Source organism: Pseudofrankia saprophytica (genome assembly GCF_000235425.2).
Classification (GTDB): domain Bacteria; phylum Actinomycetota; class Actinomycetes; order Frankiales; family Frankiaceae; genus Pseudofrankia; species Pseudofrankia saprophytica.
In genome coordinates this window covers 7,030,337-7,052,761 of sequence record NZ_KI912266.1, presented here as the reverse complement: position 1 = coordinate 7,052,761, position 22,425 = coordinate 7,030,337, and the positions used below count along the sequence as shown (strand labels likewise).

Genomic DNA, 22,425 nt, shown 5'->3' with positions numbered 1-22,425 from the left:
GGGCCGCGCGGACGTCCCGGCCTCAGCGCCGGGACCGAACGGGAAGGCGTGGGCGCGCCCCGCCGCGTCCGAGCCGCCCCGCGACCTGGTCCCACGGCCGCGCGCCGGCACGCGCTGGCTCAGGACGGCCATGCGCTCCCTGGACGCCGCCGACGTCGACGCGGCGGGGCTGGCGGACCTGCTGGGTCTCGCCGCGGACCGCCGGCCCCGGGTGGCCGTCGTCGGCGACTACAGCAGCGGCAAGTCGGCGCTCATCAGGCGGCTGCTGGCGGACGACCACGACCACGACTGGAATCATGATCATGGCGGCGGCGGGGACGACGGCGGCGGCGGCGATGGTGCGGCGCCGGACGGACCGGCCAGCGGCGCGCGCGTCACGACCAGCGGGGTCACGGCCTATCCATGGCGCGGCCTGCTCCTCGTGGACACGCCTGGCCTGGCCAGCGGCGCGAGAACCGCGGAGGGCGTCGAGCACGACGCGCTCGCGCGGTCGGCGATCGAGGACGCCGCGCTGATCCTCCACCTGGTCACGCCCGCGCTGTCGGCCGCGAGCGACGACGGGCTCGGTCGGGCCGTGGCCCCGGACGCGGTCGGCGGCTCGGACCGGTTGGGGCGGACGATCTTCGTACTGACGCGGATCGACGAGCTGTCCGACCCGGTGCTCGCGCCGCGGGAGTTCCGGCGCGCCGTCGCGAGCAAGCGCGCGGAGCTCGCCGACCTCCTCGACCGGCTGGCGCGGCGCGCGGGCACGGACGACGCCGTCACGGCGGACAGCGTCCTGGCGGTGGCGGCGGACCCCGACGAGGCGGCTGGCCTCGGGCTCGGCACGGGCGGCGCCAGCGCCAGCGCTGGCGCTGGCTGGGACGGGATGGCCGAGCTCGTCGCCGCGCTGGACGAGCGTCGGCCCGGCCTCCTGGCGAACGGAGCCGACATCGGCGTGCTGCGGGCGGGGATAGGCCGCCTCGACCGGCTCGCCGCCGACCACGACCGGCACGCGGCGGCCCTGGTCGCCAAGGGGGCCCGGCTCGGCCAGCGGGCGCGGTCCGTCGAGGACGCGATCGCCACCGGCGAGGCGCTCGGCCGGGAACGCCGCGCCGCGCTCGACACCCTCGTGCGTGACCACGTCGGATGGCTCGTGCACGGCATCCGCTCCACCCGGGACACCGCCGGGCGCGACGCGTTCGCGGCCAGGCTCGCGTCGCTCGGCGACGACCCGGAGCTGCGGGAACGCATCGCCGAATGGCGCTCCCAGACCCGTAGGTCCATCGCCGCCTGGCGCCTGGCGGCGATGGGCGACGCGGCGGGCCTCGCCCAGGAGCCAGGCGCCGCGCCGGCGCTGGGCCTGGACGTCGATCTCGGCAGGCTGCGGCGGCGTCGGCGCGACTACGCGGCGACCCTCGGCAGGATCGGCGGGCCGTTGGCGAAGCCGCTCGGAAAGGTGCTCATGAACCCGGCACGCGTCGCCAGGAACGCCGAGCGGGTGGGCGGGCCGGCCGGGACCGCCAGGATGGTCGCGCGGTTCGGCGGCGGGCTGCAGATCGCGATCGGCGCCGCCGAGCTCACGCTGCTGATGTGGGACCGGCACGAGACCGCGAAGTCGGAGCGGGCGCGCGCCGAGGAGCTGCGGGGAGTCGAGGACCGGCTGACCGAGGCGGTCGAACGGTTCGAGGACTCACTGGGGAGCCTGGTCCCGCTCGCAGACGATCTCGACGAGCTCGCGCGGCGGCTTCCCGCGATGGCGGACGATCAGCGGCGGGCCACGGATGAGGCCGGTGCGCTGTCCGGCCGCGCCGCCCGCTGCCGCGACGCGATCACGCGCGCCCGACGCCTGTTGGGCGCGACCGGCACCCCGGACGACCCCGGGTCACGAACGGCTCAGCCAACGATCGGATCCCAGGATGACGACTGACACGGCCGGACAATGGCTCGCGGAGCTTCAGCACCGCGTCGGCCAGATCCTGGGACAGGCGCAGGTCGACGACCTCGCCGCCGAGTGGTCGGCCTTCGACCGGTACCCCGAGGTCCACGTGACCGTCTACGGCCCGTACAGCGCGGGCAAGTCGAGCCTGCTCAAACGCCTGCTGACCGACGACGGGACGCCGGTCCCGGACTGGGTGACGGTCGGCGCGGGGCGGTCGACCTTCGCCGTCGGCGCCGTCACGTCGGGGCAGCTGCGCTTCCTCGACACCCCCGGAATCGCGAGCGGGCAGGAGGCGCACGACGCCCGCGCGGACCGCGCGCTGCTGCTGACCGACGCGGTGATGGTGGTGCTGGCCCCGAGCCTGATCACGTCCGACCGCGGCCAGGTCCTGCGCGCCCTGGGCGCCGACCTCGGAGCTGCCGCGCCCGTCTTCCCGCCGGGCTCGCGGCTCATGGTCGTCGCGAAGGCGGACACGGCCGCGGACCCGGCGGACGAGGAGCGTTACCGGGCCTTCGGGCGGTCGAAGGCAGCGGAGCTGCGCAAGCTGATCGGCACCGCGATGGCCGCCGACGAGTACGCGGTGTACGTCGTGGCCGCGGACCCGTTCGAGGAGGTCGGCGAGGAGCCCGACCCGGAGCCGTCGGACTACGACGACGGCCGGCAGTGGGACGGCATCGCCGGCCTGCGCACCGACCTGGCGGCCCTCGTTTCCCAGCGTGACGAGCTGCGCGCCGCCGCGCGGACCCGCTTCTGGCTCACCCACGCGATCCAGGCCCGCCGGCTCGCCGCCGCCGAGCGCGTGTCGCTGGCGGAGAACCTCGAGGAGGCGGACCGGCAGCGTGCCCGCGGCGACCGGTGGGAGCGTGAGCTGCTCGACCTCGACAGGACCGCCCGCGAGGTCCTCGCCGCGACCGTCGTCGAACGGGCCAGGGACGCCGAGCGGCAGGTCGGCTCGGCCGAGGGCGCCGAGCTGCCGGCCGAGCTGCGCCGGCGGGTGGAGGCGGCCGTGCAGACCTGGATGGACCGGCACACGGCCGGGCTCGACCAGCTCAGCCGCGAGATCTCCGTCGAGCTCGCCGCCCAGGCGGACCGTCCCGCGGCCGCGGACCTGCGCCAGCTGCTGCGCGACCTGCTGCGCGGCCTCCCGGGTGACCAGCCCGGCGGGAAGCCGAAGGCCCCGGCGAGCGGGGTCGGCGTGGTCCTGCGGGAGAACGGCTTCGGCCTGGTCAAGAACATCGTCGAGATCAAGGTCGGCATGCCGCTCGCCCAGATCCGCGACGAGCTGACGCGGTACGAGTCGTTCCGCAACCGCAGGCGAGTGGTCACCTCCCCCTTCACGACGCCGGCCCAGGTGGAGAAGGCGAAGATGCTCGTGCGCCGGCTCGACCTGATCGAGTCCGCGATCCCCGTGGCGAACACGCTCACGACGGTGGTGACCGACCAGGTCCGCGGCTGGTGGGATGACCGCAAGGACGAGAGCAGGGCGAAGGCGCGGCGCAAGGCGCTGGACCGCATCTCGACCGAGATCACCGAAAGGCTGCTGACGGCGCCGCTCGACGAGGGCGGGACCGGCTGGAACGAGGCCGTCGAGACGCTCCGCTCCGCCATCGCGGCCGCCCGCCCGCCGGCGGTGGCCGTCCGGGCGATGACACTGCGGCTCGCCGAGCTCGACGCGGCCGGCCCGATCATGGACCGGCTCGTCCTGCGCCCGCCCAGCCGCTGGTAGGCCCGTGCAGCCGCTGGCAGGAGGGCAGGCGACCGCCGTGTGGGTCAGCTCGCGGCGGGGCCGCGGGTCAGCTCTCGGCGGGGAGGAAGGGGTTGTCCCAGGTGTCGAGCGCGGTGACCTTGCTCAGCGGCTTGCGCCGGACCGGGCCGTGGTGGCCCTCCGGCCAGCCGACGGCGACCAGGGAGGCGATCCGCCACCCGTCCGGGATGCCGACGTAGGCGCGCAGCTTGTCCTCGCCGAAGGCGAACCAGGTGCTCGGAACGGTGCCGAGCCCGTGGGCGCGGGCGGCGAGCAGGAAGTTCTGCATCGCGGGGAAGATCGAGCCCGCCTCCAGGAACTCGTCGACGAAGCCCGTCAGGCGGTGGCAGAACAGCACATAGGCCGGCACGTTCTCGAAGTTGTCGACGAGGTTCAGCATCGTGCGGGTCAGCCGCGCCTGCTTGGAGTCGTCGTCGTCCGCCGGGCGCGGCTCGTAGCCGTAGATGCTGGTGCAGACCCAGTCCCAGCCGGCGCGGAACGCCGGGCCCAGGATCGCGCGGGCCTCCGGCGAACGCAGGACGACGAAGCGCCAGTTCTGCGAGTTGGAACCGCTCGGCGCCCAGGTGGCCGCCTGCAGGCAGCGGGCCAGCACCTCGTCCGGCACCGGGTCGGGCTTGAACCGCCGCAGCGAACGAGCCGTCCGCATCGCCTCGAACAGATCTATCTGAGGCGTGTCGGCCCCCAGCTCCACCTCGCCCATGGTGGCCTCCTCCCGGTCCACCCAACCTCCCGTAGTTTCGACGTCGGGGTCAAATAACGTGCCGATCATCCACGGCGCTGGGAACCGGTCGGCCGCCCGAGCTCAGCCGGACCGGTTGGCGAGCAACTCGATGACGCGGTCGGTGGGAAGAGCGGCGGCGTGGTGGTCGTCACGGCCGGTCAGGGACGCGGCGGTGGTCAGGACGTTGATGACGGCCTCCTCGACCGCCTGGACCGCCGCCTCGTAGAACCGGTCCATCCAACCCCAGGGGATGAAGCGCAGCGCGGCGTAGTCGTCGGCGGTCGGCTCGCCGCCGGGGAACCGGCTGGTGAGCGCGCCGGCGTTCGCGGTCGAGAAGGCGATGACGAGGTCACCGGAGAAGTGCGAGCCGGTGGTCCCGGTGCGCGCGATGCCCATCGGCGCCCGGCGCGCGAGCGACTCGCACTGCCCGGGCAGCAGCGGCGCGTCGGTCGCGAGCACCACGATGGCGCTGCCGGCACCGGGCGGCGCCGACCAGTCACCGTCCCAGCCGCCCATGCGGCCCATGCCGCTCGAGGCGTTCGAGGCGTCCGTGCCGGCTGCGGGATCCGCGACGCCCGAGGAGGAGTCCGCGCCGCCGCCCTCGCCGTCGCCGAGCAGACGGCCGACCGGGACACCGGCGACGCGCAGCTCGTCGCGGCGGCCGAAGTTCGCCTGAACGAACGCGGCGACCACATAGCCGTCGGGGCCATAACGCACGACCCGGGAGGCGGTGCCGCTGCCACCCTTGAAGCCGTAGCACATCATCCCGGTGCCGCCACCGACGGCGCCCTCGGCGACCGGCCCGCCGGCGGCGGCGTCGATCGCGGCGACGGCGTGGGCCGCGGTCACATGACTGCCGTTGATGTCGTTGAGGTAGCCGTCCCAGGTCTCCGCGACCACCGGCAGCAGCCAGCCGCGGGCCAGATCCGGCCGGTTGGCGACCACCCAGTCGATGACACCGCGGTGGCACGGGCCGACGGCGTGGGTGTTCGTGATCAGGATCGGCATCGCCAGGCTGCCAGTCTCCCGCAGCCACGCGGCGCCCGTCATCTCGCCGTTGGCGTTGAACGCGTGGACCCCGGCGGCGACCGCCGAGCCGATGCCCCCGCGCCCGGCCGGCAGGATCGCGGTGACGCCGGTCCGGACCGGCCCCGCGCCGGTCCGCAGCGGCCCCTCACCGCTGATCAGCGTCACGTAGCCCAGCTCGACACCTGGGACATCGGTGATCGCGTTCAGCGGGCCCGGCGTGCCGTCAAAGGAGATGCCGTGCGCGCGGGCGCGGCGTCGGGGCTCAGCCACAGGCCCGATCCTGCCCGGTGCCATCCGGCCGATGCGCGGGCGGGACCTCCCCGTCGCCGGGATTGCCGGATTGGCGGCCTTTGGTGGTTCGTCCGCTGAGGGCCTGGTAGCAAGGCTGCATGCGGCTGACGACTGAGCGGGGCACGACGGTCGTCCTGCACGACCTCGGCGGGGTCGGTCCCGGCGCGGGACCCGCGGTGCTGATCTGCCACGCGACCGGGTTCTGCGGGCGCATGTACGCGCCGCTCGCGCGGCCGCTCGGGACGCGGGCCCACGTGTGGGCACTTGACTTCCCCGCCCACGGCGAGACGCCGGCGCCGGCGGACGCGATCTTTGACTGGCACGCCTGGACGGCCGAGGTGGCCGCCGCCGTCGCGGCGATCGAGGACCAGGGGGCGGGCCCGGTGCACGCCGTCGGCCACTCGATGGGCGGCGCGGTCGCGCTGCAGGCCGAGGCCGACCGGCCAGGCCTGCTCGCGTCGGCCTACGTCTATGAGCCGGTCGTCACGCCGGTGGGGTTCCAGATCGTGGCGAACTCGCTGGCGGCCGGCGCCCGCCGGCGCCGCGCGGTGTTCCCGTCCCGGGAGGCGGCGCTGTGGCGCTACGCCTCCCGGCCGCCGCTCGGCGAGCTCACCGCCGAGACCCTCGCCGCCTACGTCGAGCACGGTTTCGAGGACCTGCCGGACGGCACCGCGCGGCTGCGCTGCCTGCCCGAGAACGAGGCGAGGACGTTCGACGCGAGCGGCCGGATCACCTTCACGACGGTGGCCGGCGCAGACCTCCCGGTGCTGGTCGCGGCGGGCGCCACCGAGTACGTCCGGCCACCTGCCGCGTTCGGCCCGGGGCTCGCCGCCGCGCTGCCACGGGCGACGCTGCGGGTGTACGACCACCTGGGCCACTTCGGCCCGTTCCAGGCACCCGCCGCGATCGCCGCCGACATCCTCGGCCATATCGCGGGCCCGCCCTCCCCGCGGGCCGGCGCCGGCGCGTCCGGCGACCACCTCTGGGCTCCTCGGCCCCGCGGGCAGGACTCGAAGGGCTGAGGAGCCGGGTCACGAGGTCTCCTTCCGATCGGGTGACGTGGATTGGCGGGGAACTGCTCGTCGCGGTGTCTCAACCTCGCGCGGTCGGAGGGTCTTGGTCGCCGGCGTCGGCTGGCGGCTGGCGGCTGGCGGCCCGACGACGAGAGACTGGCGCTTCGGGGGAAGATGCGAGCGTGAGTGGATTTGGGCTGGTCAGGCCGCCCGCGCTGGCAAGCGCCACCGTCCTGCGCGAGGAACCGTTCCGGCTGGACCCGCGGCGCCAGCGGGAGAGCTGGGCGGCGGCGCGGGTTGTCACCCTCGACGAGGAGGGGCGCTCGACGATCACGCTGCCGGCCATGCCTCGCGTCCGGCGGTCCGCGGAGATCGGCGGTGCGCCTGAGGCCTCACCGCCGGACGCCCACGGCGTTGGCGACGCCGGTGGCGACGCCAACGCCGTGGCACGGTTGGTGACCCGTTCCGGGGCGAGCGTCGCGGAGTTCCCGCCGGCCGACGCCGTGCTTCTCGGCGAGGGCGACGGGACCGTCTACTGGGCGGTGCGCACCGACCGGGCCGACGAGGATCCGGGCACCGAGGAGATACCGAGAACGCGCTGGCTGAACCTCGCCACGGTCGGTGGCGAACTGGCCGGGCTCGACGCCGCCCTGTTCACGACCGCGGTCGCGTTGCTGACCTGGCACGACCGTGCCCGGTTCTGCTCCCGCGACGGCTCGCCGACCCGGCCGACGAAGGCCGGCTGGGCGCGGGTGTGCGCCGCCAAGGAGCACGAGGAGTTTCCCCGCACCGACCCGGCGATCATCTGCCTCGTCCATGACGGCGCCGACCAGATCCTGCTCGGCCGGCAGCGGACGTGGCCGGCGGGCCGGTTCTCGGTGCTCGCGGGCTTCGTCGAGGCCGGAGAGTCACTCGAGCAGTGCGTCGCGCGGGAGATCAACGAGGAGGTCGGCGTCGACGTCACGGACGTCAGCTACCTGGGCAGCCAGTCCTGGCCATTCCCGCGCTCCCTGATGCTCGCCTTCCACGCCGCCGCCGACCCGTCCCAGCCGATCCGGCTGGACGACAGTGAGATCGCCGAGGCGATGTGGGTCCACCGCCGCGAACTCGACGAGGCGCTGGCGCAAGGCGACTGGCGAGGCGGTGGCGACGGTCAGTTTCTCCTGCCCGGCCGCTCGTCGATCGCCCGCGCGATGATCGAGTCCTGGGTCGCCGCCCGAGACTCAGTCCGTGGCATCTAAGCCACTCCATAGACACGCCCATCCGACACACATCAAACGACCGGGGTCGAACCGCGTCGGATAGGCGTGTCTATGGAGTGGCTGAAATAACACGGATCGGGATCGAGCGGGCCTGCGGCGGGGGCGGCTGTCGCGCGTGGGAGCGTCGGGGCGAGGGGTTCACCTTCGGTGTCGGTCAGCGCCGGGTCAGCGGCCCGTACAGCCGTGCGTGGTCCAACGCGGAGAGTAGTCATCGCCGGATGGGGCGTTGATCGGCGGCAGTGGGAAGAGTGCCGAGGTCCGGGACCGGCTGGCGGGGCGTCAGGCGGTGACGCCGAAGGCCGCCAGGAGGCGGCGCAGGGTGGCCGTGGGCAGGCCGATGACGTTGTCGAGCTCGCCGTCGACGCTCGCGACCAGCCGGCCGCCCAGGCCCTGGATCGCGTAGGCGCCCGCCTTGTCGAACGGCTCGCCTGAGGCTACGTACACCCGGATCTCGTCCTCGCCGAGCGGGCGCATCGTGACGGCGCTCGTCGTCGCGCCTTCCCGGTGCTCGCCGGTGGCCGCGTCGACCACGGCGAGCCCCGTCACGACCCGGTGCGTCCGGCCGCTGAGCTGGCCGATCATCTCGACCGCCTCGTCCTGGTCGCCGGGCTTGCCGAAGATGCGCCCGTCCAGCTCGACGACCGTGTCACCGCCGATGACCAGCGCGTCGCCCACGCGTCCGGCAACCGCCCGGGCCTTGCGCCGGGCCAGCTGAAGCGCGAAGTCCTCCGGGCCGGCAAAGGTCTCGACGTCCTCGCCGACGTCGCTGGTCACGACCTCGAAGGCCACCCCCAGACCGGCGAGCAGCTCGCGCCGGCGCGGCGACCCGGAGGCGAGCACGATCCGCCTGGCAGGCATCTGGCTCCTTGGCTTCTTCGCGGCTGACCGGCCCGATCCGGTGTGGCTGGTGGTGGCGGCGCGGCACTGTCTGGCCCCATGTTCGGGCATACCTGCGCGGTCAGGCGTATGCCACGAATCGTCATGCCCGCGTAACCTGTCTTGTTTCCTGCGCCGATACCTTGTTTCCCGTTAGGGTGCGAGTTGGCGGCAGGGGAGCGAGCGTCGACGCGCCGTCGCCCGGACCTCTTCCGAGCCAGTGGAGCCTGACGTGACGATCGACGAAAGTGCCCCCCGCACCGACCCCGCGCCAGCCGCCGCGACCGGGCAGGACCTCGCCTCCCGGGCCCGCGAGGACGGGGTGCGGTTCATCCTCGCGATGTTCGTCGACCTCGCCGGCAAGCCGTGCGCGAAGCTCGTGCCGATCGAGGCCGTCGACGAGCTGCTGGCGGACGGCGTCGGGTTCGCCGGCTATGCGGTGGGCGCGATCGGCCAGGTGCCGTCCGACCCCGACCTGATCGCCATCCCCGACCCGGCCAGCTACACCCCGCTGCCCTGGGTCAAGGAGGGTCTCGCGCTGGTGCACTGCGACCCACACGTCGAGGGCGTGCCCTGGCACTTCGCGCCGCGGGTGATCCTCAAGGCTCAGCTCGCGGCGGCGGCGAGCCGGCGCCTGGAGCTGTTCGCCGGCGCCGAGATCGAGTACTTCCTGGTCACCCGCGGCGCGGACGGCGTGCTCGGGCTCGCGGACCCGCGGGACGTCGCGCCCCGCCCCTGCTACGACGCCCGCGGCCTGACCCGGATGTACGACCACCTCACCGAGGTGTCGACGGCGATGAACGCGCTCGGATGGGCGAACTACGCCAACGACCATGAGGACGCCAACGGCCAGTTCGAGCAGAACTTCGCCTACGCCGACGCGCTGACCACCGCCGACCGGGTGATCACCGCCCGCTACCTGATCTCCGTGCTGGCCGAGCGGCGCGGCATGACCGCGACCTACATGCCCAAGCCGTTCGCGGACCGGACCGGCTCCGGCCTGCACCTGCACCTGTCGCTGTGGCACGACGGCACCCCGCTGTTCCCTGCCGGGGACACAGGCGCGCCGTTCGGGCTGTCCGACGTCGCGCGCCGCTTCCTCGCCGGAATCCTCGCGCACGCGCCCGCGCTGCAGTCGGTGCTCGCGCCGACCGTCAACTCCTACAAGCGCACCGGTGCGACGTCGACGCGTTCGGGCGCGACCTGGTCGCCCAGTCGCGCGACCTACGGCGGCAACGACCGCACCCACTACGTGCGCATCCCCGACCGCCACCGCATCGAGCTGCGCGGGGGCGACGGCTCGGCCAACCCATATCTGGCGCTGGCGGCGGCGCTCGCCGCCGGCCTCGACGGCATCGAGCACGCGCTCGACCCGGGCGACCCCGGCGGCGCCGCGGCCGGGCCGGTGAGGTCCGAGCTGCCGCCGACCCTGCTGCACGCGGTGGAGGCGCTGGGCGCCGACCCGGTCGTCGCCGCCGGCCTAGACGCCGCCGGGCCAGGGGTGGCCGACTACTTCGCCGCGCTCAAGCGGGAGGAGTTCTTCGAATGGCACGCGGGGGTCGGCTCCTGGGAGCACGACCGCTACCTCACGGCCTTCTGACCCCTCGTCCTGACCCGGCGTCCTGACCCCTGACCCCTGGCCGCGTCCGCCGAATCCCCAGTTCGCCGCATCCCGAGAGGAGAACGGGCCGTGTGCGGGATCGTCGGGCTTCACCTGCGCGACCCCGAGCTGCATCCCCAGCTCGGGCGCCTGCTGGAGACCATGTTGTGCCAGGTCGCCGAGCGCGGACCTGACTCGGCCGGCGTCGCCGTCTACGGCGACCGCCGCCGCTGCCCGGAGGGCCACGCGGCCGTGTCGGTGCTGCTACCCGTGGCCGAGGCCAAGGCCGGTGCCGCGGCCACAGGCGCGGGCGGTCTCGCGGTGGCGGCCGACGCCGCGCTGGACGCGGCCAGGGCGGAGCTTTCGGCCGCCGTGCGGGCGGCCCTGCCGGGCGGCCCGGACCCGCTGGTGACCGCCGCGGGCGCCACGACCGTGATCGCGGCGCCGGTCGCCGTCGACGCGCTCGTCGACGCGGTCCGCCGGTCGGCGCCCGACGCACTGGTCGTCGGCTCCGGCCTGGACCTGACCGTCTACAAGGACATCGGGAGCCCGCGGGACCTGGCCGTGACCTACGACCTGGTGAACGCCCAGGGCTGGCAGGGCCTCGCGCACACCCGGATGGCGACGGAGTCGGCTGTCATCCCCGCGGGCTGTCACCCGTTCTCGGTCGGCCCCGACCAGTGCCTCGTCCACAACGGGTCGTTCGCCAACCACGCGACGATCCGCCGGGAGCTCGAGGACGAGGGCGTCCGGTTCGACTCGGAGAACGACTCCGAGGTCGGCGCCCGGTTCGTCGCCGCGCGGCTCGCCGAGGGCGTCGACCTGGACAAGGCGCTGCGGCTGCTGTGCGACCGGTTCGACGGGTTCTACACGCTGCTCGTCACCAGCGATGACGGGTTCGCCGTCGTGCGCGACGCGATCGCCTGCAAGCCGGCGATCATCGCCGAGACCGCGGCCTGGGTCGCGATGGCCTCGGAGTTCCGGGCGCTCGCGGACCTGCCCGGCATCGGCGCCGCCCGGATCTACGAGCCCGAGCCGGAAAGGGTCTACGCATGGCACCGCTGAGCGATCCGGCCACCGTCGATCCGGCCACCGTCGGCCCGGCCACCGTCGGCCCGGCCACCGTCGGCCCGGCCACCGTCGGCCCGGCCACCGTCGGCCCGGCCGGCAGCGGCGCCGGCGCGGTCGAGACGGTCACCTTCGACCTCGCGGCCACGACGGTCCGCGCGCTCAACAGCGAGCTGCACGCCCCGTCGGCGACGTCCTATGAGGTGCTGCGACCCCAGGGCGCGCACGCGATCGCCGCCGGGGTGCACGCACCGGTGACGATCGACATCCGGGGCCACGCCGGCTACTACTGCGCCGGGATGAACGACGGCGCCATGATCACGGTGCACGGCAGTGTCGGCACCGGGGTCGCCGAGAACATGATGTCGGGCGTCGTGCGGGTCCGCGGCGACGCCTCGCAGTCGGCCGGCGCGACCGGGCACGGCGGCCTGCTGGTGATCGAGGGCTCGGCGTCGATGCGCTGCGGCATCTCGATGAAGGGCATCGACATCGTCGTCGGCGGCGACATCGGTCCGATGAGCGCGTTCATGGCCCAGGCCGGCCGCCTCGTGGTCTGCGGTGACGCCGGCGACGGTCTCGGCGACTCGATCTACGAGGCGCGGATCTACGTCCGCGGAGCGGCCGGCGGCCTGGGCGCCGACTGCGTCGAGAAGGAGCTGCGCCCCGAGCATCTCGTCGAGCTGGCCGAGCTGCTCACCGCCGCCGGCATCGAGCCCGCTGGCGAGTACGCGCCCGAACGGTTCCGCCGCTACGGCTCGGCCCGCGGGCTCTACCACTTCGCCACGCACAACTCGACCGCCTACTGATGCCGCCCCACCAAACTTCCACCGTCCGCCCGCGTCAAGAGGAGGGTTCCATGACCGGGTATCCGCCGGACCCAGCGTTGCTCGGCCTTCGGGAGTCGCACACCTTCGACCGGGAGACGATCGCCGGCATTCAGCGCGCCGCGGCGACCGGCATCTACGACATCCGCGGCGGGGGCGCCAAGCGCCGGCTGCCGCACTTCGACGACCTGCTCTTCCTGGGGGCGTCGATGTCGCGCTACCCGCTGGAGGGCTACCGCGAGCGGTGCGACACCGACGTCGTGCTCGGCGACCGCAACGCGAAGTACCCGCTGCGCCTGGCGATCCCGGTGACGATCGCCGGGATGAGCTTCGGGGCGCTGTCCGCGCAGGCCAAGGAGGCGCTGGGCCGCGGCGCCAGCGAGGTCGGCACCTCCACCACCACCGGCGACGGCGGGATGACGCCCGAGGAGCGCGGCCAGTCCAAGCACCTCGTCTACCAGTACCTGCCGAGCCGCTACGGCATGAACCCGACCGACCTGCGCAAGGCCGACGCGATCGAGGTCGTGCTCGGCCAGGGCGCCAAGCCCGGCGGCGGCGGCATGCTGCTCGGGCAGAAGATCTCCGACCGGGTCGCGGCGATGCGCACGCTGCCGGCCGGGATCGACCAGCGCTCCGCCTGCCGGCACCCCGACTGGACCGGCCCCGACGACCTCGCCATCAAGATCCTGGAGCTGCGCGAGATCACCGACTGGGAGAAGCCGATCTACGTCAAGATCGGCGCGTCCCGGACGTACTACGACGTGAAGCTCGCGGTGGCGTCCGGCGCGGACGTCGTCGTCGTGGACGGCATGCAGGGCGGCACCGCGGCCACCCAGGACGTGTTCATCGAGCACGTCGGCATCCCCACGCTCGCCGCGATCCCGCAGGCGGTGCAGGCGCTGCGCGAGCTCGGCCTGCACCGCAAGGTCCAGCTCATCGTGTCCGGCGGCATCCGCACCGGCGCCGACGTCGCCAAGGCGATGGCGCTCGGCGCGGACGCGGTCGCGATCGGCACCGCGGCCCTCATCGCGCTGGGTGACAACGACCCGCGCCACGCCGACGAGTACGCGGCGCTCGGTTCGGCGGCGGGCTTCTACGACGACTACCAGGATGGCCGCGACCCGGCCGGCATCACCACGCAGGACCCGGAGCTGGCCGGCCGGCTCGACCCGGCCGAGGGCGGCCGCCGGCTCGCCAACTACCTGCGGGTGCTGACGATGGAGGCGCAGACGATCGCGCGCGCGTGCGGCAAGTCGCACGTGCGCAACCTGGAGCCCGAGGACCTCGTGGCGCTCACGATCGAGGCCGCCGCGATGGCACGCGTCCCCTTGGCCGGCACGGACTGGATCCCCGGGCGCGGCGGATCGTTGTGAGCACCACCGGCGCCCCGACAGCCGGGCGGGGACGATGAGCGACGGCGAGGATCTCGACGCGCCCGGCTTCCCGCACACCGGGCCGGCGGTGCGCGAGGCCGGCGGCCCGTCGCCCCAGGAGGGGCGGCTCGAGCGGGTCATCGCGGCCCAGGTGCGGCGGATGCGGCAGGCCGCCGGGCTCACCCTCGCGGAGCTGGCAGCGCGCAGCGGCATCTCGAAGCCGATGCTCTCGAAGATCGAGAACGCGAACACCAGCTGCAGCCTGACGACGCTCGCCCGGCTCGCCGACGCGCTCGACGTGCCGGTCACGTCGCTGTTCCGCGGCGCCGACGACCAACGGGAGGCCGTCTTCACCCCGGCGGGCGCCGGTGCACGCATCGTGGCCCGCGGCACCCGGGTCGGCCACGACTACACCCTGCTTGGCGGCCTGCGCGGCCCTCACAAGCGGATGGAGGCCCACCTGGTCACGCTGACCGAGCGCAGCGAGACCTTCCCGCTCTTCCAGCACCCGGGCACCGAGCTGCTCTACATGCTCGAAGGCGAGATGGTCTACGGCCACGGCGAGGCCAGCTACACCCTGCGCCCGGGCGACGCGCTCCAGCTCGACGGCGAGGGGACCCACGGCCCGCAGGACCTGGTCACCCTCCCGATCCGCTTCCTCTCGGTCGTCGCCTACGGCGCGGGCGCCGACGAGACCCAGGGGTGAGAGCCGGGGTCAGACCTAGGGACGATGCGCCTGGGCCCCGTGCGGCGTGATCCGCGCGACGGCGCGGACCGGGGCGCCGTCCGAGCCGGCGAGCGCCAGCGGGAACAGGAACATCTCGATCGCGTGGCCGGCGTCGCGCGCCGCGATCAGCCGCTGCGCGCCGGTGAGGTTCTCGGCGATGACGGTACCCGCGCGGCACAGGATCTGATGGGCCGGCAGGGTGAACTCCTCGTCCGGCCCGGTCGTGCGGTCGACGCTCGCGGCGTCGACCGCGACGGTCCGCGCGCCGGCGTCGACGAGGGCCCGCGCCGCGTCGGCCCCGAGGTACGGATGCCGCAGGTACTCGTCCGTCCCCCAACGCGTCGACCAGCCGGTCACGATCACCACGATGGCGCCGTCGGCCAGCGACCCGGGCACGGCCTCCAGGCCGATCTCGGCGTCCGGTCCGTACCGCCGCGCGTCGACGAGGACCCCCGGTCCGGTGAACCGCTCGAGCGGGATCTCGTCGAGCCGGGGGAGCGAGTCGTCGATGTGGTACGGCGCGTCGACGTGGGTCCCGGTCTGCGATCCCAGGTGGATCCGGCGCACGTTGACGCCCGAGCCGGCGACTGTCAGCGCCGCCGCGACCTGGACCTCGGGATCCCCCGGATAGACCGGCATTCCCGCCGTGATCGGCACCGTCAGGTCGATCAGCTCCATACCCACGGTGTTCGGCACATTGCTAGCTTGACAGCAACCCAGGCGCGCCGCCGACGGGCAGATGCCGCGTGGGCGCCCTCGGCGCGGCGCCGGTCCTTCAGAGGAACGCCAGGCGGTAGGCCACGTACAGCATGGTCAGGCCGATGACGAGGTCCAGGGCGCGCCAGGTCGTGGGGCTGGCCAGGGCGCCGGACGCGAGACGCGCGCCGTAGCCGAGGCCGGTGAACCACAGGCAGCTCGCGAGGCCGGCGCCGGCCGCGAAGCACCATCGCCCGGTCGTCCCCTCGTTGCCGCCGACGGTGCCGAGGACGAGCACGGTGTCCAGGTAGACGTGCGGGTTCAGCCAGGTGAAGGCGGCCGTGCGTGCCGCGACCGCGGCCCGTGCCGAGTCGGTGCCGCGGTCCGTGGCGGAGCCGCCGTCGACGCGCAGTGACGACGGCGCGTGCCAGGCACGGCGCAGCGACCCGGCGGCGAACCAGAGCAGGAAGACGACGCCCAGCCAGCGGACAGCCGCCAGTGCCGGCGCGGTTCGGGTCAGCAGGCCGCCGACCCCGCCGACGCCGGCGACGATCAGCGCCAGGTCCGAACCCGCGCAGATCGCGACGACGGTGCCGACCCACTGGCGGGCGAGCCCCTGGCGCAGGACGAAGGCGTTCTGCGCGCCGATGGCGACGATCAGTGAGAACCCGGTCAGCAGACCGGCTACGGCGGAGGCGAGCACGGCCGCCACGCTAGGTTCGTCCCCTGCTGAAGGCCAACGAAAGTTTCTTCAGATTCATTAGTATCGCTTCATGGAGCTGGAGCTGCCGCCGGCGCAGCTGGCGACTCTCGTCGCGATCGTCGAACTCGGCAGCTTCGACGCCGCCGCCCGCCACCTGCACCTGTCGCCGAGCGCGGTCAGCCAGCGGATCCGTGCGCTCGAGTCGGCCGCCGGCCAGGTCCTCGTCCGCCGCTCGGCGCCGTGCCGGCCCACCTCCGCCGGCGAGGCGCTGCTGCGGTTCGCGCGTCAGACCAGGCTGCTGCAGGCCGAGGCGCTCGAGGCGCTGGTCGGCCGCTCGTCGGCCAGGGCCGAGGTGTCGGTGGCGGTCAACGCGGACTCGCTCGCCACCTGGTTCGCGGACGTCGTCGCCGCGGCCTCGCACTGGGACGACGTCGTGCTTCGACTGCACGTCGAGGACCAGGCGTTCTCCGCCGACCTGCTCCGCGGCGGCGAGGCCCTGGCCGCCGTGACCAGCGACCCGGTCGCCGTCCAGGGCTGCTGGGCGGAGCCGCTTGGCACGCTGCGCTACCACCCGGCGGCCACCCCCGGCCTCGCCGGTCGCTGGCGGCTCGCCGCCGCCGGCTACCAGTGGGATCGGATGCCGCTCGTCGTCTTCAACGAGAAGGACGACCTCCAGCACCAGCTCCTGCGCGAGCTGGGCGTCACCGGCGCCCCGGCGGCGCACCGGGTGCCCACGACGGCGGACTTCCACACCGCGGTCCGCCTCGGCCTCGGCTGGGGCATGCTGCCCGAGGCGCAGCTGGCGGAAGACCTCGCCGCCGGCCGGCTGGTCGTCCTGACCGACGCCCACCTCGACGTCGCGCTGCACTGGCAGCGCTGGCGCCTCGACTCCCCGCTGCTCGACCGGCTGAGCACCGCGGTCCGGGCCGCCGCGGCCCGCCACCTGCGCCGCGACGGGCCAGGTTCGGCCCGGTCTTAGACTGCGCGCGAGGATTCCCCATCCGAATCGGCCGTTGCCGCCGACGGACGGGGCACGCCGTGGGTCAACGTCGACCGGGCGTCGGCGACCGATTCCGCGTGCCTTCCGAGTGGGAGCGAGAACCATGAGCACACCCGAATACGCGCTGACCGAGCTGGCCAGGGAGAGCCGGCTGGGCGGGGCTGGGACCGAGGCGACCGACCGGGAGATCCGGCGGATCTCGCTGCGGGACTTCGACGCCCGGCGGGACGAGATCACCGGCGAGCTGTGGGCGGCGGCGGCCGACATCGGGTTCTTCCAACTCGTCGACCACGGGATCGACTCCGAGGAGGTCGACACGGCGTTCGCCGCGACGGAGGCGTTCTTCGCGCTGCCGGACGCGGTGAAGGGTCGGTTCCCGCTGAAGAAGGGACAGAACGCCGGCTGGGAGAAGATGACCCAGGTCCGGCCGTCCACCCGGACGGCAGACCAGAAGGAGTCGTTTCAGGTCACCCGGCCGCGGATGGACGGACTTTGGCCCAGTGAGGACGAGCTCGCCGGGTTCCAGGCCACCATGCTCGGGTTCGAGCGCCGCTGCTGGGAGCTGGCGATGCGGGTGCTCGGCTGCTTCGCCGATCGCCTCGGCCTCCCGCGCGACTTCTTCACCGCCGCCCACGACCCGGCGCGCCCGACCTACCAGAGCACGCTGCGGCTGCTGCACTACTTCCCGGTGCCGCCGGCGGTCCGTGACACACCCGGGATCTGGCGCGCCGGCGCGCACACAGACTTCGACTGCCTCACCCTGCTGTTCCAGCGGGAGGGGCAGGGCGGCCTGCAGGTCATGCCGGGCAAGGAGGCCGCCGACGAGCGGTGGACGTCGGTGCCGGCCACCGCGGACGCCGTCACGTGCAACATCGGCGACATGCTGATGCGCTGGAGCGACGACGCGCTGCCGTCGACGTTCCACCGCGTCCGGCTGCCCGGCGCGGGGGAGCGCGACGGCTCCCGCTACAGCCTGGCGTTCTTCGCCCAGGCCAACACCGACGCCGTGATCAGCAGTCCTTCAGGCCGCCACCCGGACATCACCGCCGGTGACTACCTTCTCCAGCGCATCCAGGCCAACTTCGCCAGCTGACGGCACGCCGGGCGACCGGGATCAGGTGGGGCGCAGCGCGACCAGGAGGTCCTGGTCGCCGAAGGCGTTCAGGCCCTGGGCGTCGAACGGGACCCGGCCCCAGAGGGCCAGCAGGACCTGGCCGGCCGGGCCGCGCAGGCCGGCGTCACCCTTGTGGTGGCCCTCGGTGACGTCGACGGTCCCGCCATTCAGGCTGATCATCCATTCGCCCGGCGTGTCCGTGAGATGGATGTGGGCGGTTCCGTCGCCGGGCTTGGACAGGCCGGCGGCGCGGGCGGCCGGCAGCAGGACGCGCAGTGCCTCGTCGATGCCGTCGGCGGCGAACGCCGGGTCGAACTCGCGGGTCTCGCCGATCGCGCCGGCCGCGTCCCAGGCGTGGATCTGCGTCTCGTGGGCCAGCCGGCGTCGCCAGAAGCCGGCGACCTTCGGCTCGAGGGTGAAGTTCCACGCCGGAGCCGCCGGGTCGAGATCCCGGAACGCGGCGAGCGTGCCGGCGACTCCACGCCGGAAGTACCCGGCGAGCGCGTCGTTCTCGGCCGGTGGCCGCTCGACGCGGGGCGGTGGGTCGACGACGCCGCGGGGAAGGTGCGTCACCGTCGAGTCCAGCAGCCGGCCGACGTGGCTCAGCAGCCGGCGGTTGTCCCAGCCGGGGCAGGACGGCACGGGCGCATCGAGGTCCTTGGTCGCGGCGGCGAGCAGCGCCTCCGCTTCCGCCTGGAACAGCGCTGGATAGTCCACGCCCGGAGTCTGCCGCTTTCCTGCCCGAAACGCACCCGGCCTCGCTACTGGGCAGGGGTCGCACCCGGCGGGGGGTTGTCGACGCCGAGGGTTGGGGTCCGGTCGGGACGGGGAGGGAGCACGACGCGACTGTCACGCACTGTGACTGAGCTGTCGCTTGTGTTGGCGGCTCGTCGCTGATCGCCGCGCCACAGACCTGCCGGATCGGTTCCGCCGATTTGGCAGGGACCCCCGGGCGCCGCGCCGACCCGACCGGAGGCCGAGGCCCGTGAACCAGCCCTGGCGGTACCAGCACCAAGGCCAGCACCAAGGCCAGCGTCGGGCCGAGCGTCGAGGGCCTCGTCGAGATCATCGGCGAGCCGGTCCCCGGGGGACCACCAGCGCCGCGGCGCCCGCCGGCTCGCGGCGGGCGCGGCTCACCAGCGCCCTGGCCCTGGCCTCGCTGTCCGTGGCCGGCCTGGTCGCCCCGGCGCCGGCCGCCGGCATGGCGGTGGCTCCGTCGCCGCAGGCCGGGACGGGCCGGCTGTCGGCCTGGACGGCGTGTGGCACGGGACTGGAATGCGCGACGCTGCCCGTCCCGCTGGACTACGCGCATCCCGGCAACGGGACGATCGATCTGGCGGTGATCCGCCGACCGGCGGGCGAACCGGCGCGGCGACTTGGATCCCTCGTCTACCTGGAAGGCGGCCCCGGGGTCTCCGGCGTCGACTCCATCCGGACGTACCCGGAGCTGTTCGACAAGGCGGTACGCGACCGGTTCGACATCGTCGGGTTCGACCAGCGGGGTGTCGGCGCGAGCGCGCCCGTCCGCTGCCTCACCGACCGGCAGAAGGCCAGCGAGCTGTCCGGCGGCGCCGTCGTTCCGCACCGGGCCGCCGGAGCCGGCGCGGGCGCGGGTGCCGGTGCGGGTGCCGGGGCCGGCGAGGAGATCGACGAGGACGTCGACCGGCTACCGGGCGGCTCTTCGGGCTCCTCCACGGCCGTCTCCCCGGACGTCGTCAGCCCGGCTCACGGCCCGTCCTCGTCGCCCGCCACGGCCGCGCCCGCCGGGCAGCCACCCGCCCGGGAGGGCGAGGTGCTGGCCGGCTTCGAGGACACCGCCGCGTCGGACCGGCTGGTCGCGCGGGGCTGCGAGCGCTGGAGCGCGACGCTGCTGCCGTACCTGTCGACCGAGTTCGCGGCCCGCGACCTCGACGTGCTGCGCGCCGCGCTCGGTGACGATCGGCTGACCGCCTACGGCGCCTCGTACGGCACGGAGCTGGGCGCCACCTACGCCCAGCTGTTCCCGACCCACATTCGCGCCATGGTCCTCGACGCGGTGGTCGACCCGAGGCTGTCCGCGAACAGTCCGTTCGCGGAGACCCGGTTGCAGGCCCTGGGCTTCGAGGCGGCCTTCAACGCCTTCCTCGCCAGCTGCGCGAGCGACCCGAACTGCGGCTTCGGCCACGGCGACCCCGGGGGCGCCTACGACCGGCTGATCGCCCGGCTCGCCAAGCACCCGATCTACGCACAGGGCAAGGACGCCGACAGGACCCGGCCGGTCGACGACTCGACCGCGATCACGGCCGTGCTCCAGCTGCTCTACAGCGAGGAGCAGTGGCCGATCCTCGCGGTCGCCCTGGAGCTGGCCGACGAGTTCAACGACGGCTCCGTGCTGCGGTCGCTGGCGGACCAGGGATCCGGACGGCGCCAGGACGGCACGTACGACAACTCCTTCGACGCGAACACCGCCATCAACTGCGCCGACCAGACCTATCCAGCCGACCTCGCCGTCTTCCGGCGGTTCGTGCGCGATCTCTCCCGGGAGGCCCCGCGCTTCGGATCGTCCCTGGCGCTCGGCGGCATGACGTGTGCCTTCTGGCCGGTCCCGTCCGCCGACCGTTACACCGGGCCGTTCCGGGCCGAGGGCTCGCCGCCGATCCTGCTGGTCGGCACCACCGGCGACCCGGCGACGCCGTACCCGGAGGCACGCTCGCTTGCCGGCCAGCTGGAGAACGCCGTCCTGCTGACGTGGCGCTCCTACACCCACGGCGCCTACGAGGGCCCCAGCACCTGCGTCCACAACGCCGTCAACCGCTACCTGATCGACCTGGTCACGCCCAAGCCCGGCACCGTCTGCTCCTGACCGCCGGACAGCCCCTGACCGCTCCCGACTGCTCCGACCGCTCCTGACCGCGTCGGTCCGGTGCCCCCGCCGGGCGTGGAAAGCTCGCCAGGGGCGGGCGGCTAGACTTCAGGCCAAGTCGTGACTGGCGTGCTGGGGTGGAATCAACCACCGGGGAGCGACCGATCGGCACGGCACCGTGCGCCTGGGTGTCACCGGCGGACAGCGCCTGCCCACAGTGCGCATCGTCCGTCGGCGGCCCATGCGGACGACCTACCGGCGACGTGTGGACGCGGACGGGCCGGGCAGCCACATCCCTGGAGGTCTCCCATGCACGAGCCAGCCATCAAACACCTCGTCAGCGCCGATCCGGAGATCGCTGACCTGGTCGAGTCCGAGGCACGGCGGCAGTACGAGAAGATCCGCCTGATCGCGTCGGAGAACTACGTCTCCACCGCCGTTCTCGAGGCGGCGGGCACGATCCTGACGAACAAGTACTCCGAGGGCTACGTCGGCAAGCGGTACTACGAGGGCCAGCAGTTCATCGACCCGATCGAGGCGCTGGCCATCGAGCGGGCCAAGTCGCTGTTCGGCGTCGAGCACGCCAATGTCCAGCCATACTCGGGCTCGCCGGCCAACCTCGCCATCTACCTGGCGTTCCTGCAGCCGGGCGACACCGTGATGGGCATGGCGCTGCCGATGGGTGGCCACCTCACCCACGGCTGGTCGGTCTCCGCGACCGGCAAGTGGTTCCGCTCGGTGCGTTACAACGTCCGCCAGGACACCGGCCGGGTCGACATGGACGAGGTCCGCCAGCTCGCGCTCGCCGAGCGCCCGAAGGTCATCTTCGCCGGTGGCACCGCGATCCCGCGCACGATCGACTTCCCGGCGTTCGCCGAGATCGCCCGCGAGGTCGACGCGGTCCTGGCCGCCGACATCGCGCACATCGCGGGCCTGATCGCCGGTGGCGCGCATCCGTCGCCGGTGGGCTACGCACCGGTCATCTCGACCACGACCCACAAGACGCTGCGCGGCCCGCGCGGCGCGATGCTGATGACCGACGCGGCCCACGCCTCGGCGATCGACAAGGCCGTCTTCCCCGGCCTGCAGGGCGGCCCGCACAACCACACCACCGCGGCGATCGCCGTCGCGCTGCGCGAGGCGGCGACGGCCGACTTCCAGACGTATGCCCACCAGATCGTCGCGAACGCGGCGGCGCTGGCCGAGGCGCTCACCGAGCGCGGCTTCGACCTGGTTTCCGGCGGCACCGACAACCACCTGATCCTCGTCGACCTCACCAGCAAGGGCATCGGCGGCAAGCCGGCCGCGAAGGCGCTCGACCGGGCCGGCATCGAGCTGAACTACAACACCGTCCCGTACGACACCCGCAAGCCGTTCGACCCGTCCGGGCTGCGCCTCGGCACCGCCGCGGTCACCACCCGCGGCATGGGCCCCGGGCAGATGCGCCAGATCGCCGCCTGGATCGACCAGGCCGTCAAGGCCGCCGCGGACGACGACGAGGCGGTCCTCGCCCAGATCGCCGGCGAGGTCCGCGACCTCACCGCCGGCTACCCCATGCCGGGCTGGGCGTAACCGCTCGCCAAGCAACGACGTATCCGGC

At 73.8% G+C, this 22,425-nt stretch carries 19 protein-coding genes and 1 riboswitch; of the genes, 13 read left to right on the top strand and 6 right to left on the bottom strand.

Annotated elements, in window-relative coordinates:
• Both FRCN3DRAFT_RS55470 and FRCN3DRAFT_RS0229675 read left to right on the top strand, forming a co-directional pair.
• Positions 1–1,909 (top strand): P-loop NTPase family protein (locus FRCN3DRAFT_RS55470; protein ID WP_232794193.1); only part of this gene is annotated, 1,909 nt, incomplete at its 5' end.
• Positions 1,899–3,647 carry a GTPase domain-containing protein gene (locus FRCN3DRAFT_RS0229675; protein WP_007517346.1) on the top strand — a complete coding sequence of 583 codons (1,749 nt, stop codon included), beginning with the start codon at positions 1,899–1,901 and terminating at the stop codon, positions 3,645–3,647. The genes FRCN3DRAFT_RS55470 and FRCN3DRAFT_RS0229675, both read left to right, overlap by 11 nt.
• 67 nt (positions 3,648–3,714) lie before the next feature.
• Here the strand turns inward: FRCN3DRAFT_RS0229675 and FRCN3DRAFT_RS0229670 are convergent, their stop codons facing one another.
• Entirely contained in the window at positions 3,715–4,386 is a 672-nt protein-coding gene (locus FRCN3DRAFT_RS0229670) for a nitroreductase family protein (protein ID WP_027141061.1), read from the bottom strand.
• A gap of 102 nt (positions 4,387–4,488) precedes the next feature.
• Positions 4,489–5,706 carry a DmpA family aminopeptidase gene (locus FRCN3DRAFT_RS0229665; protein ID WP_007517343.1) on the bottom strand — a complete coding sequence of 406 codons (1,218 nt, stop codon included), beginning with the start codon at positions 5,704–5,706 and terminating at the stop codon, positions 4,489–4,491.
• A gap of 119 nt (positions 5,707–5,825) precedes the next feature.
• On the opposite strand from FRCN3DRAFT_RS0229665, the gene FRCN3DRAFT_RS0229660 reads away from it, so the two are divergent.
• Both FRCN3DRAFT_RS0229660 and nudC read left to right on the top strand, forming a co-directional pair.
• Positions 5,826–6,749, top strand: a complete 924-nt coding sequence (locus FRCN3DRAFT_RS0229660; protein WP_007517335.1) for an alpha/beta fold hydrolase — start codon at positions 5,826–5,828, stop codon at positions 6,747–6,749.
• Positions 6,750–6,922: 173 nt separating this feature from the next.
• Complete coding sequence (nudC, locus tag FRCN3DRAFT_RS0229655; protein WP_007517333.1) at positions 6,923–7,981, top strand: NAD(+) diphosphatase; 1,059 nt, start codon at positions 6,923–6,925, stop codon at positions 7,979–7,981.
• Positions 7,982–8,281: 300 nt separating this feature from the next.
• On the opposite strand, the gene FRCN3DRAFT_RS0229650 is transcribed toward nudC, so the two are convergent.
• On the bottom strand, positions 8,282–8,860 hold the full coding sequence (locus FRCN3DRAFT_RS0229650; protein ID WP_007517331.1) for a Maf family protein: 579 nt from the start codon (positions 8,858–8,860) through the stop codon (positions 8,282–8,284).
• Positions 8,861–9,110: 250 nt separating this feature from the next.
• Here FRCN3DRAFT_RS0229650 and glnT point away from each other — a divergent pair, with 250 nt between their 5' ends.
• From glnT to FRCN3DRAFT_RS0229625, 5 genes are all read left to right on the top strand, one after another.
• On the top strand, positions 9,111–10,478 hold the full coding sequence (gene glnT, locus FRCN3DRAFT_RS0229645; protein ID WP_007517330.1) for a type III glutamate--ammonia ligase: 1,368 nt from the start codon (positions 9,111–9,113) through the stop codon (positions 10,476–10,478).
• 90 nt (positions 10,479–10,568) lie between these two features.
• Entirely contained in the window at positions 10,569–11,543 is a 975-nt protein-coding gene (locus tag FRCN3DRAFT_RS0229640; RefSeq protein WP_007517328.1) for a class II glutamine amidotransferase domain-containing protein, read from the top strand.
• Positions 11,531–12,352 (top strand): glutamate synthase, encoded by an 822-nt coding sequence (locus FRCN3DRAFT_RS0229635; protein WP_007517326.1) that lies wholly within the window; start codon positions 11,531–11,533, stop codon positions 12,350–12,352. Before FRCN3DRAFT_RS0229640 ends, FRCN3DRAFT_RS0229635 begins: the two co-directional genes overlap by 13 nt.
• Positions 12,353–12,402: 50 nt before the next feature.
• On the top strand, positions 12,403–13,743 hold the full coding sequence (locus FRCN3DRAFT_RS0229630) for an FMN-binding glutamate synthase family protein (RefSeq protein WP_007517323.1): 1,341 nt from the start codon (positions 12,403–12,405) through the stop codon (positions 13,741–13,743).
• 34 nt (positions 13,744–13,777) lie between these two features.
• The gene (locus FRCN3DRAFT_RS0229625; protein WP_007517321.1) at positions 13,778–14,449 is read left to right on the top strand and encodes a helix-turn-helix domain-containing protein; all 672 of its coding nucleotides are present in this window, start codon (positions 13,778–13,780) and stop codon (positions 14,447–14,449) included.
• Positions 14,450–14,464: 15 nt separating this feature from the next.
• On the opposite strand, the gene FRCN3DRAFT_RS0229620 is transcribed toward FRCN3DRAFT_RS0229625, so the two are convergent.
• Together FRCN3DRAFT_RS0229620 and FRCN3DRAFT_RS0229615 are read right to left on the bottom strand one after the other, a co-directional pair.
• Positions 14,465–15,166: a cyclase family protein gene (locus FRCN3DRAFT_RS0229620; RefSeq protein ID WP_027141060.1), complete on the bottom strand. Its 702-nt coding sequence runs from the start codon at positions 15,164–15,166 to the stop codon at positions 14,465–14,467.
• A gap of 79 nt (positions 15,167–15,245) precedes the next feature.
• Positions 15,246–15,869 carry a LysE/ArgO family amino acid transporter gene (locus tag FRCN3DRAFT_RS0229615; RefSeq protein WP_035930141.1) on the bottom strand — a complete coding sequence of 208 codons (624 nt, stop codon included), beginning with the start codon at positions 15,867–15,869 and terminating at the stop codon, positions 15,246–15,248.
• 70 nt (positions 15,870–15,939) lie between these two features.
• On the opposite strand from FRCN3DRAFT_RS0229615, the gene FRCN3DRAFT_RS0229610 reads away from it, so the two are divergent.
• Both FRCN3DRAFT_RS0229610 and FRCN3DRAFT_RS0229605 read left to right on the top strand, forming a co-directional pair.
• Positions 15,940–16,848: a LysR family transcriptional regulator ArgP gene (locus tag FRCN3DRAFT_RS0229610; protein WP_007517315.1), complete on the top strand. Its 909-nt coding sequence runs from the start codon at positions 15,940–15,942 to the stop codon at positions 16,846–16,848.
• A 124-nt stretch (positions 16,849–16,972) separates the two neighbouring features.
• Positions 16,973–17,962 carry an isopenicillin N synthase family dioxygenase gene (locus FRCN3DRAFT_RS0229605; protein ID WP_007517313.1) on the top strand — a complete coding sequence of 330 codons (990 nt, stop codon included), beginning with the start codon at positions 16,973–16,975 and terminating at the stop codon, positions 17,960–17,962.
• A 21-nt stretch (positions 17,963–17,983) separates the two neighbouring features.
• Here the strand turns inward: FRCN3DRAFT_RS0229605 and FRCN3DRAFT_RS0229600 are convergent, their stop codons facing one another.
• A complete protein-coding gene (locus FRCN3DRAFT_RS0229600) occupies positions 17,984–18,700 on the bottom strand; it encodes a maleylpyruvate isomerase family mycothiol-dependent enzyme (protein ID WP_007517311.1) in 717 nt (238 codons plus the stop codon).
• 268 nt (positions 18,701–18,968) lie between these two features.
• On the opposite strand from FRCN3DRAFT_RS0229600, the gene FRCN3DRAFT_RS52040 reads away from it, so the two are divergent.
• Complete coding sequence (locus tag FRCN3DRAFT_RS52040; protein WP_007517310.1) at positions 18,969–20,825, top strand: alpha/beta hydrolase; 1,857 nt, start codon at positions 18,969–18,971, stop codon at positions 20,823–20,825.
• A gap of 110 nt (positions 20,826–20,935) precedes the next feature.
• Positions 20,936–21,022, top strand: a riboswitch (ZMP/ZTP riboswitch).
• Positions 21,023–21,134: 112 nt separating this feature from the next.
• Positions 21,135–22,397 carry a serine hydroxymethyltransferase gene (locus tag FRCN3DRAFT_RS0229590; protein WP_007517309.1) on the top strand — a complete coding sequence of 421 codons (1,263 nt, stop codon included), beginning with the start codon at positions 21,135–21,137 and terminating at the stop codon, positions 22,395–22,397.
• Positions 22,398–22,425 lie beyond the last annotated feature (28 nt).